This is a genomic window from Simplicispira hankyongi (assembly GCF_003570885.1).
Classification (GTDB): Bacteria; Pseudomonadota; Gammaproteobacteria; order Burkholderiales; family Burkholderiaceae_C; genus Simplicispira; species Simplicispira hankyongi.
In genome coordinates, this window is record NZ_QXJC01000003.1 from 433,763 (window position 1) to 449,635 (window position 15,873).

Genomic DNA, 15,873 nt, shown 5'->3' on the forward strand with positions numbered 1-15,873 from the left:
CAATTTTACGGTGAACATGCCCCAACTCTTTCCCTGTGGCCTGGTATGGTTCCGCCGCGATCTGCGCGTGCACGACCACCCTGCCCTGTTTCACGCACTGCGTGAATGCGCCCAAGTGCACTGCGCTTTCGTGTTCGACAAGGAGATCCTCGCGCCGCTGCCACGCGCTGACCGGCGCGTGCGGTTCATCCGGGAAAGCCTGGTGGAGCTCGACGCCTCCCTGCGCGCCCTGGCGCACGACAGTGCCTGCGGCCTGATCATGCTGCACGCCGCTGCCAGTGCGGCCGTCCCGGAACTGGCCGAACGGCTGGGCGTGCAGGCGGTGTACGCGGCCCACGACGACGAACCTGCCGCCCTGTTGCGAGACGCACAGGTGCGCACGGCGCTTGCAGCGCAGGGGCGCGAATTGCGGCTGGTGAAGGACCATACGATTTTCGCGCGTTCAGAACTGCTGACGCAGGCAGGAACGCCCTACACGGTCTTTACGCCCTACAAGAAGGCCTGGCTGCGCAAGGTCGACCCATTTTTTCTGAGCGCCTACCCGGTGCGCATTCCTCCGGGTACTCTCGCGCCCCGTGGCGAATTCGGTGCGCGCGGTATCCCTGCGCTGTCGGCGCTGGGTTTCGCTCCGAGTGAGACCGTGCGACTTCCCGTGCCGGCAGGCAGCTCGGGAGGGCGTTCTCTTTGGACGGACTTCTCTGCACGCATGGACGCCTACGACCAAGCGCGCGATTACCCGGCAATCAAAGGCCCGAGCTACCTGGGCGTTCATCTGCGTTTTGGGACGTTGTCCGTTCGCGAAGTCGCCCGTGAAGCCTATGCGCGCATGCAGGCGGGTAGCAGCGGAGCGGCGGCGTGGCTCTCAGAGCTCGTCTGGCGGGATTTTTACCAACAATTGGTGGCACATTTTCCGCACGTGGTCGAGCGCAGCTTCAAACCGGCGTACGACGCGATTGCATGGGAGACTGGCGAGCAAGCAGACGCCCTGTGGACCGCTTGGCAAACAGGCCGTACCGGCTACCCGCTGGTCGACGCCGCCATGGCGCAAATCAACCAGACTGGCTACATGCACAACCGATTGCGCATGGTGGTGGCAAGCTTTCTGGCCAAAGATCTGGGACTGGACTGGCGGCGTGGGGAGGCCTACTTTGCACAGCAACTGACCGATTTCGAGCTGGCCTCCAACAACGGCGGCTGGCAGTGGGCAAGCTCCAGCGGCTGCGACGCACAGCCCTGGTTTCGCATCTTCAATCCCGTCACCCAAAGCCAGAAATTCGACCCGAAAGGCGGCTTCATACGCCGCTACCTACCGGAACTGGCACGTCTAAACGACACGGATGTGCATGCACCCTGGCTGGCGCGGTCGGAGGCCCTGCGCGCAGCGGGCGTCGTGCTGGGCGCCGACTATCCTTTGCCGGTCGTAGACCATGCCCATGCGCGCGATCGCACATTGGCGCGCTATTCGGTCGTCAAGGAAGCCCGGCTCTCCGGCAATCCTTGATCACTGAAATTCACATCGGAGGGGGAGGCGGCGCCGCTTGCGCTCCGGGCGGTGCGGGTGGGTCGAAATCCGCCACACGCATCCCGGCCATTTCCAGTGGTGCCCCTGCGGCAAGGCGCACTCGCAGCGTGAGGTCGGTGCGGTTGTCGGCATAGGCCAACATATCCTCCTGGGTGATCGCGCCGCGCTCGTAGAGGGCAAAAAGCGATTGGTCAAAGGTGCACATGCCGACCTGGCTGCTTCGCTCAAGCGCAGTACGAATCTCATGCACCTGGCCCTTCTGTAGCAGATCGGCGATGAAATTCGTCAACAACAGCACCTCTACGGCAGGCACCTGACGCGACTGCTTTCCAGGAATGAGCCGCTGCGCGACAACGGCCTTCAAATTCAGCGAGAGGTCCTGCAGTATCTGCGCATGCGCCGTATCCGGAAAGAAGTTGAGGATGCGCTGAATAGACTGACTGGCATTGTTGGCGTGCAGGGTGGACACGCACAGATGGCCCGATTCGGCGTAATGCAGCGCATGCTGCATGGTTTCGCGATCACGGATCTCGCCGATCATGATGGCGCTCGGCGCCTCGCGCATGGCATGGCGCAGCGCTTCGTCGTACGACAAGGTATCGAGCCCGACCTCGCGCTGCGTGACCAGCGAGCGCCGATGCGTGTGCACATACTCGATCGGATCTTCAATGGTCAGGATATGCCCAGGAATCCGAGCATTGCGATGGTCCAGAAGGGACGCAAGGGTTGTGGTCTTGCCCGCGCCCGCCGCGCCCACCGCGAGCACCAGGCCGCGCTTGAGAAACGCCAGCTGATGCACCACGGGCGGTAGGCCCAAGGCTTCAAGAGACGGAATCTGCGAGGAGACATGGCGCACCACCATGCCGGTCTGCCCGCGCTGCAGATGCACGTTGATGCGAAAACGGCCAGCATTTGGCACATGGAGCGCCAGATCGCATTCCTTGCGGATTTCAAACGCCTCGGCCTGGGCAGGACTCATGACCGACATCGCGAAAGCACGAATATCCAGCGCGGCCAAAGGCTGCTGCGTGAGCGCCAGGTAGTCGCCATGGCGCCGGATCGTAGGCACAGCGCCAGCGATCAAAAAGAGGTCAGAGGCCTCTTCCCGCACCATGGCAGACAGCAGATCCTGCAGCACCTCGGAAGCCGCGCCTGCCCCATTGCTCACAGTGCAAGCTACCGCAGCCATCAAACACTTGCCGCTTCTACCGCATCCACATGGGCGTAATGCTTCACCAGGCTGAGCAGTTCCTCGTCGGAGTAGGGCTTGCCAAGATAGTGGTTCACTCCCAACTCGATCGCGTGGTCGCGGTGCTTCTGGGCGATACGCGAAGTGATCATGATGATGGGCAGATCGTGCAACGCCGCATCAGCGCGGATGTTGCGTGCAAGATCGAATCCATCCATGCGCGGCATTTCAATGTCCGAAAGCACAACCGCAGGCCGCTCATCCTGAAGGCGTTCAAGTGCCTGGAGACCGTCGGCCGCAAGTGCCACGCGGTAGCCTTCGCGCAGCAGCAAACGCTGCGTGACGCGGCGCACAGTGATCGAATCATCCACCACGAGGACCAGAGGTACCTGTCCCGGCATTGGGATTGCCGCTGGGGCCGCTGTCGCCGCCGCCGGGATGTCACCGTGAGGCGGCTGTTCCGTTTCAGCCAATACCTCTTGCGAATCGCGCAATTGGCTGCCGTACACCGTCGCCAGCGCCACTGGGTTGTAGATAAGCACCACGGCGCCAGAGGCGAGCACCGACATACCCGCCAAACCAGGCAGGCGCGAGAGTTGGGGCCCCAGGTTCTTCACCACCACTTCCTGGTTGCCCAGAACGTCATCGACATGCATGGCAATGCGCTGCGAGGCGCTGCGGAAGATCACGACGGACCTGGTCTTGCCCACCCCTTCCTGGCTGCGGCGCGACGCTTGGAGCAACGCACCAGCCCAGTAGAACGCTACGCTCTCACCGCCCACATCAAGCTGACCGGTCCGGTAAGCTGCCTCTATCTCCGCCAAGGGAACCCGGCGAACCAACTCGACCACGTTGGCCGGTACGCCAAAAGCGAGCTCACCTGCCCGGAGCATCACCACCTGCGTCACAGCCGTCGTCAGTGGCAGCACCATGCGGAACGCAGTGCCAGCACCAGCGACCGTTTTTGTTTCAATGCGGCCGCCCAGGGCCTGGACTTCGGAGCGCACGACGTCCATGCCAATCCCCCGGCCAGCGAGCTCTGTGACTTCGCTGGCCGTGGAAAACCCGGGCATAAAAATCAGGTCGGCAGCGTCGCTGTCGCTGACATCTCCAGGCGACGCAATCAAACCCTGCGCCACGGCGCGGCTGCGAATGCGCTCCAGATTCAGGCCGGCACCATCGTCGCGGAACTCTACCGATACGTCGTTGCCCTCGTGCCGCAAATCGACCGTTACGGTGCCCATGGCGGGCTTTCCGATGGCAACGCGATCGTCTGGCGGCTCGATGCCGTGTGCCACGCAATTGCGCAGCAAATGCTCGAATGCAGGGGTCATGCGGTCCAGCACACCGCGGTCCATTTCAATGGAACCCCCAGTGATGTCGAGCTTGATTTGCTTGCCAGTCTCTTTGGATGCCTGGCGAACGACGGCATACAAACGCTCGGAAATGCCCTCGAATTCCACCATGCGCGTGCGCAGCAGGTCGCGTTGCAACTCGCGTGCCTGCCGGCCTTGCGCAATCAAATCGTCTTCTGTCCCTTCCACCACGCGCTGCAGGTTCCGCTGCACCGTGGCAACGTCATTGACCGATTCGGCCATCATGCGCGTCAGCTCTTGCACCCGTGTGAAACGGTCGAATTCAAGCGGATCAAAGCCTGCTGCGGTGTCCTTGGACAATGCCAGCCGCGACTGCATTTGGGATTCCGACTGCACCTCGATGTCGCGCAGTTGCTGGCGCAAGCGGTCGAGGTTAATCGACAACTCGCCCATGGAGCCTTTCATGTGCCCCAAGCGGGATTCAAGGCGTGCACGGGTGATCATCACCTCACCGGCCTGATTGACCAAGCGGTCAAGCAACTGGGCACGCACCCGGACCGATTGTTGGGTGGCTGCGCGCGCCGCCGCGCCCTTGCTCGCCACCAACGGCCGGGTCAATACGGACGGCAAAGGCGCTGCTTGCTCGCCGTCCGCAGACGTGTGCGCATCAAGCGTCGCGCCGTTCTGCTGGACGTCTTCTGCGAATCCCTCAGGCAAGGCCCCATCGTAGGTGCGCAATACCTTGAAGTTTGCTTGAAGCGCGTCGAAGTTGGCCAACAGCGGCTCTATCTCTTCGGCCTGCAAGGTTTCCAGGTCAAGCTGTTCAATGGCCGATTCCAGCCGATGCGACATCTCGCCAAGGCGCATGGCTCCTGCAAGGCGCGAACTCCCTTTAAGGGTGTGCAAGGCGCGAAGCACCTCGCTGCGTGCCCCCAGGTTCTCCGGGCGCGCGGCCCACTGTCGCAGCGCACCACCCAATTGGGGCAACAACTCTGCGGCCTCCTCTTCGAAGATCGGGAACAGATCGGGATCGATGACGTCGAGTGCGTCAATATCGTCGTCCAGATCTGACCCCAGTGCGACAGCCCTTGCTATCGCGTCGTCCACCTGCTGGTCGTGATCACGCGCGGCTACAACTACGGACAGGGCGGGAGCCACCACACCCGAAGGCACCGGCTCGAACGTCGTCGGCTCGGACACCACCTCCGGCTGCGAAGCCTCTACTTCGATTGGCTGCGCAGAATCGGCAGGAAGGGTCTCAAACTCGGCCGTCGCAGGAGCGACGAATTCTTCCAGAGACGGCGATAGCGTGGTGCAGACTTCAGTTTCGAGAATGCTGCGCAATGCCCGGTGAATTTCTTCATCGGCTGGCTTGAGAAAGCCCGCAGCAAACTGGTGAAGCAAGCGGCGCACTTCATCCGCTGCGCGCAAAAAGATCGCCGCCTGGTCCGCTTCGCCCACCGGTTGCAGTTGCACATGCTCGAGCGCATGCTCAAGAAGTCGGGCTGTTTGTGAGAGCGCTTCGAACCCCACAGTGGCAGAACTGCCAGCCAGAGAGTGCGCCAGGGCAATCGCTGTATCCGGCAAACGCTCGTGCAACTCCAGCGACCATTCCTGTAGGCAGGTTGTCAAGCGGCGAGACCATTCGTCCGCTTCATTCAGATAGACGTTGTACAGCGGAATGCCGATGCGCAAGTGTCCGATGGATTTGGTGCTTTCGTCTACCGCGTCGCTGGATGCGAGTGGTGACATTTCCAATGCACCATGCTCCTGGCCGTGCTCCTGCTGGGTGCGCGCGCCAGCTTCCATCGAAGCATCACCGACATGGGCCTGTTCCGCAGCACCCTGCTCGTCGCTTGCCAACACCGTTTCATCCAGTGCGGACGGCAATGCCAGTTCTCCAGAGGTGCCGATAGATCCAGAGGCACCCAATGCAGCCTCGAACTCGGAAAAATCAATTTCACTGCCTTGCCCGATCTCGGCAGCTTCTGCCGGAACCACGGCAGACATCTCCACCATACCAAGCTCAGTAGCTTCACGCTCTCCAAGATCTGCTGAATCCGGAACGGCCTCCGCTAACCCGTCCACCGCTTCAGCGACAAAACCCTCACCCTCAAGGGCAACCTCTTCAGGCGCTACGTCGGGCTCGCCATCAGTCGTGCTGGCAACGGCTGCCACCTGAAGATCTGGCGCGACTTCGGTTTCGGGACCCGTGCGGACCTCGCCACTCTCGGGCGGAAGGACCAAAGGCAACACCTTGCCCTCCAGACGCATGGCTTCTGCCACAGTGCGGAAAGCAGACTCATTCCATGCCGAATCGTCACCTGCTGCGATATCCAGGGCCCATCGACTGAAGCCTTGCAATGCTTGCCGGGAGATGTCGAGCAGGGGGCGCTCCATGGGCTTTTGTTCGGCAAGCCACGCATTAAGCAACTGCTCCATCGACCAGGCGGCCTCGCCAAACCGGTTCAGCCCGACCATGCGGGAACTGCCTTTGAGCGTGTGGAATGCCCGTCGCAGGGTGGTTTGCTCGCTCAGATCGCCTGGATCTTCATCCAAGGTGGATATAGCGCCCAAACCATTGCCCACCACCTCGCGAACCTCTTCGAGAAAGACGTCCAGCAATTCGTCTTCTAATTCCGGCCCCCGCAGATGCATCTGCGGCGCGCTACTGTCTTCTGTCGGCTGGGTCTGCGGCTCGGAAGCCACCTCAATCGGCTCCTGCGTGGCACCAGCTTCCTCAGGCAATGCTTCCAACACCTGCGGGACGGCAATAGGCTCGGTCGTTGCGAACCCTGCGGCAGCTGTTTGCTCATGGGGCACATGCGCGGGTATGCGAGGAACCACATCCGGGAGCGGCACGGCCGCACGCTCCTCGATGGTTGCTGCCAGTTCTTCCGCATCGACCGCCACGTCTGACGAACGGGTGCGGGCGCGTCCCGCAATCAATCGCAGCTCGCCCAGCGCTTCGTCGTAGACGAACAGCTTGCGCGCCATGGCACGCTGGTAGCTCAGCATGTCGATCATGAAGCCCAGTGCACCCAGGCTATTGCCCAACTTTTCAAAAAGCGACTTGCGTTCGTCGGGATCTTCAACGCCTCCAGCGAGTAGGCGTCCCACGGTATCGCGCATCCGAAGGACTGCGAGCGACGCTTGATCCAGCCCCAGCACCGATAGCACGCCACGCATTTGCGACAACCGGTCTGGAACCGGGACAAGCGGCGCGGTATCTTCCGGATCGCGGAAAAACTGATCCATGGACCGCTCGGCCTCACCCAGCGTGGCACGCAACTCATCGACGACGCTGCCCATGGTCTGGTGGTCGCTGACGCGGCGGTACAACTCCTCCATCCAGGGCTCAAGGGGGTCTGGCTCCTTGCCCGCCGAAACGCTGTCGAGGCGCTCGGCCAGACGCACGGCACGCCCGGCCATCTGCTCATCCGACACATCGGAGTCTTCCAACGCGGCCTGCAGGTACAACACCGAAGTAGCCACCTCCATGGCCAAGGATGCCGAAGGCGGCTCAGCAGAGCGCACGGTCAGATCAAGCGCCCGGGTCAATGCCTGGGCAAGACTTTCACTGTTTCGATTGAGTTTGCGGAGCGAATCACAAACAAGACTGAATTGGTCGGCAGCGGGTTTGAGCTTGTTGCGATCACCGCCTGCCAGAGCTGACCATGTTTCCGCCGCAGCGGAGATACGCTTGCGTGCCTGCGCCAATACTGCGGGATCGAATCGCCCGAAACGCCGCGCCTCATAGTCGACAGGCTGGAAACGCTGCAAACCAAATGATTTCTGTACAGCATCGAGCAACGGCAGCGACTCGTCTGCATTGGGCCGCGCCTGGGCACAGAAAAACAGCAGATCCTGCACCAGGCGGTCTGCGATCACACTCTCACCGCGCGCCAAGGAAGCGTACTGCATGAGAACGCGGGATGCCACCCGCTTGACATACACATCCGTAGCGAACATGCCACGCGCAAAAGCATCAAAGAAAGCGGCGCAGATTTTCCAAAAAGCCCGCCCTTGCCGATCTGAGTGTGCAGCAGCCAAGCCCAAAGAGAGATCACACAAGTCGCGCGCCGCGTCAAAATCGCCATCCTTGACGATACGCAGCACGGCCTGATCCAGTCGACTCCTCGCCGCTGGACCATAAGCGAGGGGTGACTGCCTGATCTCAAATTCGGGCTCCCGAAACCGGCGCTCTGCGGGCCACAAATCGGCTGGATGCACACGTTCGGCACCGGTCAAAGCCTGAACATCCCGGTACTGCGGAAAGAGGGCCACCGGAGAAACCGCCTTGCCCGCAAGCACGATCTCCAGGTATTCGCACAGCGCAAAACTTGCGCGCTCTATCGCGCCTGCTGCACCGTCTGTGCACAGTTCAGGCCGCTGAACAAAGCGCTGCACCGCGCCTTCCATGGCACGCAGCACAAGCGCAGGCGATGCCATTCCCACCATTTCCAGCGCGCCGGTGGCCTGGTGCAGTTGCTGTCGTGCCACGCGCAGCGTAGCGGTATCCAGCGAGGCAATATCTGATTCCCGGGCAATATCCGCATCGTAGACAAAGCGGCGCAAGGCCTTGATCGCTCCATCAAGTGACTTGCGCAGTTCGTCCAGCACCCAGGCCAGCGGCCCCAGATCCAGCTCCCCCGCCCCCCCTTCAGCAACAGGGGCATTGGCGACTTCATTTGGCGACATGGATTCGTTCCTGGCGGCGCGCGGCCTGTTCAATGGTCAGACGGAGTCAGGCAATCTTGAAACGCGCGACGGACTGGCGCAACTCTTCGGCCATGGTCGAGAGCTCGCGCACCTGCTGTGCGGTCGTTCGCGTGCCTTCTCCCGTCTGCTCCGTCACCGCAAAAATATGCTGAATGTTGTCGGCGACTTCGTTGGCCAAGCTGGCCTCGCGAGAGGTAGAGGATGAGATCTGTTCGATCAGCTCGGCGAGGCGCCGCGAGACCCGGTCAATTTCCGAAAGAGCGGTACCTGCGCTATCAGACAGGCGCGCCCCTTCCACCACACCTTGCGTAGAACGCTCCATAGCGGCGACGGCGTCTTGCGTATCGGTTTGAATCGCCTTCACGAGCGCAGAAATCTGGCGCGTTGCATCACCGGAGCGCTCAGCCAGGCGCTGCACCTCTTCGGCCACCACCGAGAAACCGCGACCGGCTTCCCCAGCGGATGCGGCCTGGATAGCGGCGTTCAAGGCCAGCACGTTCGTCTGCTCGGTAATGTCGGAAATCAGTTCGGTGATTTCGCCAATCTCCTGCGACGATTCACCCAGCCGCTTGATGCGCTTGGACGTGTCCTGAATCTGGTCACGAATGGAGTTCATGCCGCCGATGGCGTTTTGCACCGCCTGCAGGCCTGAATCGGCTGCTTGCAGCGATTGGCGCGCCACCGTGGCGGATTCCTGCGCCTGGGTGGACACTTCGTTGATGCGCGAGGCCATGTCGAGCACCGATCGGCCCGTTTCACGAATTTCGCGCAGTTGCTCGGTCGAGGCGGCAAGCAGTTCGGTCGAGGTGTTGTCCACCAGGGCGGTGGTTTGCGCCACCCGCGTGGCGGTGTTCTGCACGCTGCCGACGATCTGGCGCAACTCTTCCACGGTGTAGTTCACCGAGTCGGCGATAGCGCCCGTGATGTCTTCGGTCACCGTGGCTTCCTGTGTCAAATCGCCTTCAGCAACCGATTGCAACTCGTTCATCAGCCGCAAAATGGCGGCCTGGTTGGCGTCGTTGACGCGCTTGGCCTCCTGCTCCTGACGCTGTGCGTCGCGGTGCTGGGCTTCTGCAACGCGTTGGCGGCTTCGGCTGTCGAGCAGCTGCACGCGCGAAATACCGATACCGCAGAAAATCACGAAGAGCGCCGCGAGCACCAGCGCGATGAGCTGACCGACGCCAATGCCCGTCTGTGAGGTCAAGCGGTTTTGCAAGCCTTCGAGCTGACGGCGCAGAGGTTCGCTGTCACCAATAATGGCGGTTTGCGCTTCACGCGCAGACACCAGCCCCTGCAAATTACCCAGAATGGCGCTGGCTTGCGTCCGTGTTTCTTCGTACAGCTTGATGAGCGAGGTGAGCTGGTCGCGGGTTTGCGGATCGCGCGTGGCGCTCAGCCGCAATTCGGGGCTGCCGTCGAGCAGTCCTTGGGCAATTTCCTTGAAGGAATTCAAGTCCTTGCCGAGCAGGAACACGGCCTCAGGGCTGACGCCTTCAGTGGTCTGAAACTCATTGGCCGACTTGCCGATGCGTTGCGTCAGCATTACCAATTGACCAGCTGCGGAAATTTCTGCTGCAGGGGCATTCTGCTGCAGCTTGAGCGAAGACACGGTTTCCGCAATTTCGAGCAAGTCGGACGACTGGCGGTTGATGGTGCGAAGCGCATCACCCACCTGCGTCAGAATCTTCTGCTGGCCCATCACGACGGCAGCATTGCGCTCGGCGCGCTCCATCAAAGGCTGGATGGTTTTCAGATCGGACTGGTAATTTGCACCCAGTGCCTGAACACCCAGCTCAGCATCGCCGGCTTGCAGGGCACGCACGTTGCGCGCCAGCACGCCAGAGCTTTCCACCACATCAGGGAAGGCCTGAGGGCTCCCCACCAAGGCCTGGGAAACCGACTTGGCGAGCCGCTGCGACTGCATCAAGGATTGCCCTGTGGCAGCGAGTTGCTGCGCAGACCGGTCGGACTGGCGCAACACCCAGCCGGCAATCAATGCCAGCACCACCACACCAAGGGCCAGCAAAATCAGCAAGCGCCTTTGGTGCGCCGCTGCAGTGGCCTCCCCCAGCAAAGGCAGTGAAATATGGTCGGCTGCCGGCACAAGCGGCGGAACCTCTGGACTACCGGGGTCTCCCTGCACGCTGTTGAGCCCATCTCCCAGGTAAGGCTCGCGCAGGGCAGATCCCTCACCGCCCTGTTCATCGGAAAGCGCGTAGCCTTCGGCCTGCGCCGGCTTGCGATTGAAGAGTTTTCCAAAATTTTGAACGACAGACATGGAGCGACCTTACAGAGAAACTCAAGCACCGATACTCAAAAATGCCGGGTGCTGTGACAGCACCTGCAAATTGAGCTCCTGCCAGCGGGTGCCGCCGGCCTCGACATATGTAGTACCAAAAAAATCTGGCGCATCACCAGCAGGAGGTTCGGATCGTACAAACGCCTCCGTCCCACGCAAGCCAGCCAGTCGATCGACCAGCAGTGCCGCATTGACTTCCAGCGCCGCATTGAAAGCCAGCAGACTGGATTCAGCCAGTGCCTGCTCACTGCGCACGCTGAGGTGACCCATCAACCGGGCCAAGTCAACCACCCCTGTAAGGCCGCCGCGCAAGTTCGCCACACCCAAAAACCAGTCGCGGGTATAGGGGACGGGCTGAACCGATGTCCAGGGGAAAATCTCTCCCGACTGAACCAAGGGCAGCAAATAGCGCTCCCCGGCGGACTCCACGGCCAGCCAGGAAGACACAGACACGGCTTCACTGCGCGCCGCCTGGAGCCTGCTGGCCAGACGTATCTGCAGTTCCCTGAGGGCTTCACGATTTGCCATGGAGCTTGCGGGCGCTTAGTTGAGAGCGTCGATCTTGGCTTGCAACTCGGCGGGATCTACAGGCTTGGTGATGTAGCCACGCGCCCCCTGGCGCATTCCCCAGACACGATCGGTTTCCTGATTTTTACTGGTGCACATAATGATCGGAACATCTGCATACTGCGGGTCACGACTAATGGCACGTGTTAACTGAAATCCATTCTGACCGGGCATTACCACGTCCATCAAAATCAGGTCAGGTTTTTCTTCCGCAAGACGCCGGAATGCCTCTTCGGCATTTTCTGCAGTCCGCACCTGCATTCCTTTTTTCTGCAATAGGTCCGTGAGGAACATCAATTCAGTCTTCGAATCATCGACGACCAGTACTTTCTGGATAGCCATTACATCGCTCCTTGGGAAACACTTGCAAATTGCTGCACTGCTTGCAGTAACTGATCTTTTGTGAAGGGTTTTGTCAGATAATCCTGACACCCCACCATTCTTCCACGAGCCTTATCAAAAACGCCATCTTTTGAAGATAGCATGACAACCGGCGTGTGTGTAAATTGGGGGTTTCTCTTAATGATTGCGACTGTTTGATAGCCATCAAGCTTAGGCATCAATATATCGCAAAAAATAACCTGCGGATGGTAGTCGTTAACTTTTGCCAATGCATCAAAACCATCGTCCGCAAGAAGGACTTCATGCCCTCCCTGCTTCAAGAATATTTCTGCACTGCGGCGAATGGTATTGCTGTCATCCACCACGAGCACTTTGAAAGAGGCGCCGCTTTTAGTCAATTGTCACTGCTCCGATGGAAATTAATAAACGCAAGAGAAATCTCTTGCGTTTTAGATCTGCACCATCTCGAAATCCTGTTTGCCCGCTCCGCATTCCGGACACAGCCAACTTTCAGGTACTTGCTCCCACGGTGTGCCCGCAGGTATCCCATCTTCGGGACAACCCTTGGTTTCCTCGTAAATCCAGCCACAAATAAGGCACATCCAAGTTTTAGGTGCGGCCACAGCTTAAGGTGCCTTCACATAGAATGCAACGATTGTATCCAGGCGCGCCGCACGGCTGCCGTTTTTGCGCCACCCCTGGCGCGGTATAGGGTTCATGACGACCACGCCTTCTTCACCAGAAACAGCCACAGGAATAACCACACCGTCGGACTTGCCGGCTTGCGTGATGTCAATCAACGCCAGCGATCCCTGCGGCGCAGCGGGCCTTACAGCGGATATTACGACCATTGCGTCCGTAGGAGGCCACCCGCTGGCAATAGTGACCGGTGCCTATGTCCGCGACACGGGCCAGTGCTTCGACCACTACGCCCTGGACGATGAGGCGGTTGTGGAGCAGGCGCGCGCGGTGCTCGAAGACCTCCCGGTTCAAGTGATCAAGATTGGCTTTGTAGGAACGCCGGAAAACATCAGCGCACTGGCGGAACTCACGTCCGACTACCCTGACCTTCCCGTAGTGGCCTACATGCCCAATCTGTCCTGGTGGCAGGACGACCGCATTGATCAGTACCTGGATGCCTTTCGCGAACTGTTGTTGCCCCAGACAACAGTGTTGGTAGGAAACCACAATACCTTGTGGCGCTGGCTGCTTCCCGACTGGGACAGGGACGCCAGTCCAGGGCCAAGGGATATCGCCGCCGCCGCTGCCGAGCTGGGCGTGCCCTACACCCTGGTGACAGGAATCGCACTGCCGGAACAGTTTGTCGAGAATGTGCTGGCAACACCCGAGACCGTGTTGTGCAGTGGCCGCGTCGAGTTGTTCGATGCGACGTTTACCGGTGCGGGCGACACGCTCTCGGCGGCTCTGGCAGCACTGCTGGCAACGGGCTGCGACCTCTCCGAGGCGTTCACAGAAGCACTCGGCTACCTGGACGGCTGCCTGGAAGCGGGTTTTCGCCCCGGCATGGGGCATGTCCTGCCTGACCGCATGTTCTGGGCGGAACCCGACGACAACGAGGATACAGCCCCTGAAATCGAAGACACACCGAGCGCGCAAGAGTTCGGCCTACCCCCACATGACACACAACACTGACCGCAACTTTTCCCTGTTCGAGCGCGCCCGCGCCGTCATCCCTGGCGGCGTCAACTCGCCCGTGCGCGCCTTCAAGGCCGTGGGCGGCACGCCGCGCTTCATCGGGCGCGCCCAAGGCGCCTACATGTGGGATGCCAACGGCACGCGCTACATCGACTACATCGGTTCCTGGGGGCCGATGATCCTCGGCCACGGCCACCCAGCGGTTCTGGAGGCCGTGCAGAAGGCGGCGGTTGACGGCCTGTCGTTCGGCGCGCCCACCGAGCGCGAAGTCGAACTGGCCGAAGCCATTCTGGAGCTCATGCCGTCCATGGACATGGTGCGGCTGGTGAGCTCCGGCACCGAAGCCGGCATGAGCGCCATCCGCCTGGCGCGCGGCGCCACCGGCCGCAGCAAGATCCTCAAATTCGAGGGCTGCTACCACGGCCACGCCGACGCCCTGCTGGTCAAGGCCGGCTCAGGGCTGGCGACGTTCGGTAACGCCACCAGCGCCGGCGTACCGCCCGAGGTGGTGCAGCACACCCTGGTGCTTGAGTACAACAACGTGGTGCAGTTGGAAGAAGCCTTCGCCCTGCATGGGCGCGACCTGGCCTGTTTGATGATGGAGCCCATTGCCGGCAACATGAACTTCGTGCGCGCCAGCACCGAATTCACCCGGCGTTGCCGCGAGCTGTGCACCGAATACGGCGCACTGCTGGTGTACGACGAAGTCATGACGGGCTTTCGCGTAGCGCTGGGCGGGGCACAAAGCGTGTATGCGCAACAGATTCCCGGTTTCGCGCCCGACATCACGGTGATGGGCAAGGTGATTGGCGGGGGCATGCCTCTGGCCGCTTTTGGCGGACGGCGCGAGGTCATGGAGCAACTCGCCCCGCTCGGCGCGGTGTACCAGGCGGGCACGCTCTCAGGCAACCCGGTGGCGACAGCCTGTGGTCTGGCGACACTGCACGAAATTCGCAAGCCCGGCTTCTACGAGGCCCTGGCGAGCAGTACGCGCGCCCTGGTCAGCGGCCTCGAAGCGGCGGCGGCCGACGAAGGTGTGCCGTTCTGCGCCGACAGCGAAGGCGGCATGTTCGGCTTCTTCCTGCTGCCAGAGCTGCCGCAGAACTATGCCGAGGTCATGCGCACCGACGGCCAGCGGTTCAACAGGCTGTTCCATGGGCTGCTCGAACGCGGCGTGTACCTGGCGCCCGCGCTGTACGAAGCCGGCTTCGTCAGCGCAGCCCACACACAGGACGACATTGCCGCCACGGTGGCTGCTGCGCGAGAAGTCTTCAAAACGCTATAATTTGTATAGCTTCTTGCGCTTTACCCATAAGCGCTAGAAGGCAAAAGCATCATAAATCTCCCGCTACCTGCTCCCGTTCCATGTCCGCGCTCAAGTTTTTATTTGCCTCGCTGATCCTCGCCGTCAATACCTTGGTGCTGGTGCTGGCCATGGTTCCGGTGGCGCTCGTCAAGCTGCTGTTTCCCACCGAAGCCGTACGCAGCGGCTGCGACCGCGCCTTGATGGGTATCGCGGCGCTGTGGATGGACATCAATGCGTTCTGGCTGGGCGCGGTGAACCGAGGCCGGTGGAGCGTGGAGGGGGCGGACGGGCTCGATCCGCGTGGCTGGTACCTGGTCACCAGCAACCACCAAAGCTGGGTGGACATCGTGGTGCTGCAACGCGTGTTCAACCGCCGCATTCCCATGCTGAAGTTCTTCACCAAGAAAGAGCTCCTCTACGTCCCCGTGATCGGCTTTGCCTGGTGGGCCCTTGATTTCCCCTTCATGCAACGCAAGGGCGGAGCCAGCGCGCGTGCCGACCTGGAAGCCGGGCGCAAGGCCTGCGCCAAGTTCCGCCTGGTGCCGACCTCGGTCATGAGTTTCGTGGAAGGCACCCGCTTTACCGCCGCCAAGCACGCCCAGCAGAAGTCGCCCTATCGCCACCTGCTCAAACCCAAGGTGGGTGGCATTGGCATGGCCCTTGAGGGCCTGGGCGACGCGTTCACGGGGTTTCTGGACGTGACCCTCGTGTACCCGCAAGGCCTGCCGACCTTCACCGACGCCATGGCCGGGCGCCTGGGCGACGTGGTGGTGCGCGTGCATCTGCGCGATGTTCCCGCTCAGGTGCTGCCGGCACCCGGCGAACCAGCACCACGGGCTGCCGTACAAGCCTGGGTCAATGAGCTGTGGCAGGCGAAGGATGAAGAAATTACGCGCCTTCTCGCAGAGCGGCAGCCTCGCTGATTGACCACGTCGACCAGCCAGACAAAAAAAG

General features: G+C 61.2%; 12 protein-coding genes. 4 read left to right on the forward strand and 8 right to left on the reverse strand.

Annotation, left to right across the window (positions count from 1 at the left end; translation table 11 throughout):
• The first annotated feature begins 16 nt into the window (after positions 1–16).
• Positions 17–1,501 (forward strand): cryptochrome/photolyase family protein, encoded by a 1,485-nt coding sequence (locus tag D3F03_RS08690; RefSeq protein ID WP_119108978.1) that lies wholly within the window; start codon positions 17–19, stop codon positions 1,499–1,501.
• Between the two features lie 10 nt (positions 1,502–1,511).
• Here D3F03_RS08690 and D3F03_RS08695 read toward each other — a convergent pair whose 3' ends face one another.
• From D3F03_RS08695 to D3F03_RS17280, 8 genes are read right to left on the reverse strand one after another with little or no spacing between them, the layout of a single operon-like run.
• Positions 1,512–2,711 (reverse strand): PilT/PilU family type 4a pilus ATPase, encoded by a 1,200-nt coding sequence (locus D3F03_RS08695; RefSeq protein ID WP_119108979.1) that lies wholly within the window; start codon positions 2,709–2,711, stop codon positions 1,512–1,514.
• Entirely contained in the window at positions 2,711–8,728 is a 6,018-nt protein-coding gene (locus tag D3F03_RS08700) for a hybrid sensor histidine kinase/response regulator (protein ID WP_119108980.1), read from the reverse strand. Before D3F03_RS08700 ends, D3F03_RS08695 begins: the two co-directional genes overlap by 1 nt.
• A 46-nt stretch (positions 8,729–8,774) precedes the next feature.
• The gene (locus D3F03_RS08705; RefSeq protein ID WP_119108981.1) at positions 8,775–11,027 is read right to left on the reverse strand and encodes a methyl-accepting chemotaxis protein; all 2,253 of its coding nucleotides are present in this window, start codon (positions 11,025–11,027) and stop codon (positions 8,775–8,777) included.
• Positions 11,028–11,048: 21 nt separating this feature from the next.
• The gene (locus D3F03_RS08710; RefSeq protein WP_119108982.1) at positions 11,049–11,576 is read right to left on the reverse strand and encodes a chemotaxis protein CheW; all 528 of its coding nucleotides are present in this window, start codon (positions 11,574–11,576) and stop codon (positions 11,049–11,051) included.
• 15 nt (positions 11,577–11,591) lie between these two features.
• A complete protein-coding gene (locus tag D3F03_RS08715; RefSeq protein ID WP_119108983.1) occupies positions 11,592–11,957 on the reverse strand; it encodes a response regulator in 366 nt (121 codons plus the stop codon).
• On the reverse strand, positions 11,957–12,355 hold the full coding sequence (locus tag D3F03_RS08720) for a response regulator (RefSeq protein ID WP_119108984.1): 399 nt from the start codon (positions 12,353–12,355) through the stop codon (positions 11,957–11,959). The genes D3F03_RS08715 and D3F03_RS08720 overlap by 1 nt, the downstream gene beginning before the upstream one ends.
• Before the next feature lie 51 nt (positions 12,356–12,406).
• Positions 12,407–12,559, reverse strand: coding sequence for a rubredoxin (locus D3F03_RS08725; RefSeq protein WP_119108985.1), 153 nt, complete (start codon positions 12,557–12,559; stop codon positions 12,407–12,409).
• A 24-nt stretch (positions 12,560–12,583) separates the two neighbouring features.
• Positions 12,584–12,757 (reverse strand): hypothetical protein, encoded by a 174-nt coding sequence (locus D3F03_RS17280; protein ID WP_199665451.1) that lies wholly within the window; start codon positions 12,755–12,757, stop codon positions 12,584–12,586.
• Between D3F03_RS17280 and thiD the strand changes: the two genes are divergently transcribed.
• The 3 genes from thiD (at position 12,675) to D3F03_RS08740 (ending at position 15,842) form a co-directional block, all read left to right on the forward strand.
• Complete coding sequence (thiD, locus tag D3F03_RS08730) at positions 12,675–13,610, forward strand: bifunctional hydroxymethylpyrimidine kinase/phosphomethylpyrimidine kinase (RefSeq protein WP_119108986.1); 936 nt, start codon at positions 12,675–12,677, stop codon at positions 13,608–13,610. The two genes, D3F03_RS17280 and thiD, sit on opposite strands and share 83 nt — an antisense overlap.
• Entirely contained in the window at positions 13,594–14,898 is a 1,305-nt protein-coding gene (hemL, locus tag D3F03_RS08735) for a glutamate-1-semialdehyde 2,1-aminomutase (RefSeq protein WP_119108987.1), read from the forward strand. Before thiD ends, hemL begins: the two co-directional genes overlap by 17 nt.
• 80 nt (positions 14,899–14,978) lie before the next feature.
• Positions 14,979–15,842 (forward strand): acyltransferase, encoded by an 864-nt coding sequence (locus D3F03_RS08740; RefSeq protein ID WP_119108988.1) that lies wholly within the window; start codon positions 14,979–14,981, stop codon positions 15,840–15,842.
• Positions 15,843–15,873: the final 31 nt, after the last annotated feature.

Bases quoted from the DNA above. Each gene is read 5' to 3' on its own strand.
- D3F03_RS08690 (WP_119108978.1), top strand. From the start codon at position 17: ATGCCCCAACTCTTTCCCTGTGGCCTGGTATGGTTCCGCCGCGATCTG.
- D3F03_RS08695 (WP_119108979.1), bottom strand. From the start codon at position 2,711: ATGGCTGCGGTAGCTTGCACTGTGAGCAATGGGGCAGGCGCGGCTTCC.
- D3F03_RS08700 (WP_119108980.1), bottom strand. From the start codon at position 8,728: ATGTCGCCAAATGAAGTCGCCAATGCCCCTGTTGCTGAAGGGGGGGCG.
- D3F03_RS08705 (WP_119108981.1), bottom strand. From the start codon at position 11,027: ATGTCTGTCGTTCAAAATTTTGGAAAACTCTTCAATCGCAAGCCGGCG.
- D3F03_RS08710 (WP_119108982.1), bottom strand. From the start codon at position 11,576: ATGGCAAATCGTGAAGCCCTCAGGGAACTGCAGATACGTCTGGCCAGC.
- D3F03_RS08715 (WP_119108983.1), bottom strand. From the start codon at position 11,957: ATGGCTATCCAGAAAGTACTGGTCGTCGATGATTCGAAGACTGAATTG.
- D3F03_RS08725 (WP_119108985.1), bottom strand. From the start codon at position 12,559: ATGTGCCTTATTTGTGGCTGGATTTACGAGGAAACCAAGGGTTGTCCC.
- thiD (WP_119108986.1), top strand. From the start codon at position 12,675: ATGACGACCACGCCTTCTTCACCAGAAACAGCCACAGGAATAACCACA.
- hemL (WP_119108987.1), top strand. From the start codon at position 13,594: ATGACACACAACACTGACCGCAACTTTTCCCTGTTCGAGCGCGCCCGC.
- D3F03_RS08740 (WP_119108988.1), top strand. From the start codon at position 14,979: ATGTCCGCGCTCAAGTTTTTATTTGCCTCGCTGATCCTCGCCGTCAAT.